The organism is uncultured Mucilaginibacter sp., assembly GCF_903893715.1.
In the GTDB taxonomy this organism is placed as follows: Bacteria; Bacteroidota; Bacteroidia; order Sphingobacteriales; family Sphingobacteriaceae; genus Mucilaginibacter.
On record NZ_CAITNG010000080.1, the window covers coordinates 1 to 3,110 of the forward strand.

General features: G+C 44.6%; 2 protein-coding genes and 1 pseudogene. All 3 read left to right on the plus strand.

The window, feature by feature from the left end:
• Positions 1-1,137 (plus strand): annotated as a pseudogene (locus tag QZX97_RS09410) (outer membrane beta-barrel family protein); the annotation flags it as partial.
• A 159-nt stretch (positions 1,138-1,296) separates the two neighbouring features.
• Positions 1,297-1,947, plus strand: a complete 651-nt coding sequence (locus QZX97_RS09415) for a DUF47 family protein (protein WP_295654215.1) — start codon at positions 1,297-1,299, stop codon at positions 1,945-1,947.
• Positions 1,948-1,956: 9 nt separating this feature from the next.
• Complete coding sequence (locus tag QZX97_RS09420) at positions 1,957-2,961, plus strand: inorganic phosphate transporter (RefSeq protein WP_295664597.1); 1,005 nt, start codon at positions 1,957-1,959, stop codon at positions 2,959-2,961.
• Positions 2,962-3,110: the final 149 nt, after the last annotated feature.

Here is a 3,110-nt window from a genome sequence, read left to right on the forward strand (position 1 = left end):
AATACCGAAAAGGTTGACTATACCCTGCCCTTCCACAAAACTATGAAGTTTGAGGCCGGGCTAAAATCGAGTTATGTTAAAACCGATAACAACCTGCAGGCCCAGTATCAAAACGGTGGCGGTACTTTTATAAACGATACCACACGCACCAATCACTTTATATATGAGGAAACGGTGAACGCTGCCTACTTTAACCTGAGTAAAGTATACCAAAAAACACAGGTGCAAATAGGCTTAAGGGCCGAGAATACCCATTCTGTTGGTAACTCGCTTACCACAAAACAAATTGTAGACAGGAATTATACCGACCTCTTTCCGAGTGTATTTATTAACCACACCATTAACGATAAGAACGAAGTGGGCATTTCGTACAGCCGCCGTATCGACAGGCCTGAATATGATGCCCTTAACCCCTTCCAATACAACCTGGATCAGTACACTTACGAAAAAGGCAACCCTTTTTTAAACCCGCAGTACACCAACTCGTTCGAGTTTGACTATACTTATGCTAAAATGATAAACGCAAGCCTGAGCTATAGTCATACCGACGATGTGATCACACAGATCATATTACCCGACAATGCAAAGAAGTCGACCTATCAAACCACCCTAAACTTGAACACTCAGGATGTTTACAACATCAATATCAACGTTCCTTTTCAGTTCACCAAGTGGTGGAGCGGCAACGCCAACCTAAATACCAACTACCTGTTGATAAAAAGCAAGGATTTGCTTGGCGCCAACCTTGATGCTGGCGCGCCGGCCGCACAATTTAAAGCATCGCAAAGCTTCCAGGTAAGTAAAACCTTCAGGGCCGAGCTTTCAACCAACTACCAATCGCCGCAAACTTATGCGGTGCTGAAATTGGATGCACAATATTGAGCCGATGCGGGTATCAGTCAATCGTTGTTTAACAAAAAGGCAAACCTTAAATTCTCGGTAAGCGATATCTTTAATAGCCGCAAAACCAGCGCTACCAGTTTGTATCAAAGTCTTAATTTTGCTTTCCACCAAAAAAACGAGACCCAGATTGCCCGCCTTACCTTTACCTATAACTTTGGCAATGCCAAAATAAAGGCCCGCCAACACTCAACCGGCGCCGAAGAAGAAAAAGGCAGGGTTAAAAGCGGAGGCTAAGCCAACTGAAGGCATTATTCGGCCATAACAGATTTGGCAACTTTAAAGTTGCCAAATTTGTTACCTGTGTTAACATGGCATAAACTTATAGCACTATGGCATTAACTTAACATTAACTTAACATTGCGTTATTATATTTGCGGCCTAGTCGTAATATAAATGTCGTTAAACAGCATCTTCCAGTATTTTGTCCCTAAAGACAGGAAAGTATTTTTCCCATTATTTGAACAAGCAGCCAGCAACGTGGTAGCAATAGCCACAGTAATGGTGGAAACAGTAAACTCAACCAATCCCGCTACGCGCGATGAGTTGTACAAACAAATTGACAAACTTGAAAACATAGGCGACGACCTAACCCACCAGATATACCTGGAACTGGGCAAAAACTTTATCACGCCATTTGACAGGGAAGACATCCACTCGCTGGCCACAGCCATTGATGATATTGCCGATAATATACAAGGCGCGGCCAACCGCATGAACCTGTACGCCATCGACGATTTTACTGTACCCATCAAAAAACTGGCCGACCTGATATTACAAGCCAGTGTTGACATGGAAAAAGCCGTTCGCGAGTTGAAGGATCTAAAAAATGTGCGCACCATTGCCGATTCGTGCATCCGCATCAACAGCATCGAAAACCAGGCCGATTACGTGTTCGACCGTGCCGTTGCCGATTTATTTTTATACGAAAAAGACGCCATCAGGCTTATTAAGTACAAAGAAATACTGGCCACTTTGGAAAACGCCACCGATATGTGCGAAGATGTAGCCAATGTGATGGAAACCATCTTAGTTAAAAACGCCTAAAACAACGCTATGACCGCATTATTGGTTATTGTGATCGCTTTGGCCATCATATTCGATTTTATCAACGGATTTCATGATGCGGCCAACTCTATTGCCACCGTTGTTTCTACCAAGGTATTATCACCTTTTATGGCGGTACTTTGGGCTGCGGCTTTCAACTTTTTGGCCTATTTTGTAATTAAAGACCATAAGGTGGCCAACACCATTGCCAAAACGGTATTTGAGCATTACATTACGCTGCAAGTGATACTGGCCGGACTTATAGCCGCCATTACCTGGAACCTGATTACCTGGTGGTTTGGCATCCCCTCAAGTTCGTCGCACACGCTTATTGGCGGTTTTGCCGGTGCCGGGATGACCAATGCCGTATTTATGGGTGCTAACGCTTTTCAGGCCATCAACTCGGGCCCAATCATTAAGATTGTCATCTTTATATTTTTGGCGCCCATTATAGGCAGCATCATAGGCTACCTCATCAATGTGGCTATACTGCACATCTGCAAAAATGCCCGCCCTTCGAGGGCCGAAATTTGGTTCAAAAGGCTGCAATTGGTATCGTCGGGCGCGTTGAGTTTTGCTCACGGCGGTAACGATGCGCAAAAGGTAATGGGTATTATTTACGTGTCGCTTATCTCGGCAGGGGTATTACATCACGCCGACTCGATGCCCGGATGGATCCCGCTGACGTGCTATGCGGCAATTGCCCTGGGTACCATGAGCGGTGGCTGGAAGATTGTTAAGACGATGGGCACCAAAATCACCAAGATCACCCCGCTTGAAGGAGTAAGTGCTGAAACTGCCGGCGCCTTAACGCTGTATATTACCGAAGCTTTTGGCATACCGGTTTCAACCACCCATACCTTAACGGGTTCTATTATTGGTGTAGGTTTGAGCAAACGTATTTCGGCGGTAAGGTGGGGCGTAACCATTAACCTTATCTGGGCTTGGGTAATCACCATTCCTGTGTCGGCAGTAATAGCAGGCGCGGTATTCGCTATCATCCGTTCGTTTTAAATAAAAAAGTAATTTTAAGCCGATAATTTCGTTAATTGCATGCCAAACCCATAGGGCGTGTAATTGAAAAAAAACGAACATTCTGAAATGAAAAACTTACGCATATTTACCCTCGCAACAGCTTTACTATTTGCCGGCAGTTTTACGCT

What these genes read in the sequence shown, in the direction of transcription:
- QZX97_RS09415 (WP_295654215.1), top strand. Translation starts at nt 1,297, where the DNA reads ATGTCGTTAAACAGCATCTTCCAGTATTTTGTCCCTAAAGACAGGAAA.
- QZX97_RS09420 (WP_295664597.1), top strand. Translation starts at nt 1,957, where the DNA reads ATGACCGCATTATTGGTTATTGTGATCGCTTTGGCCATCATATTCGAT.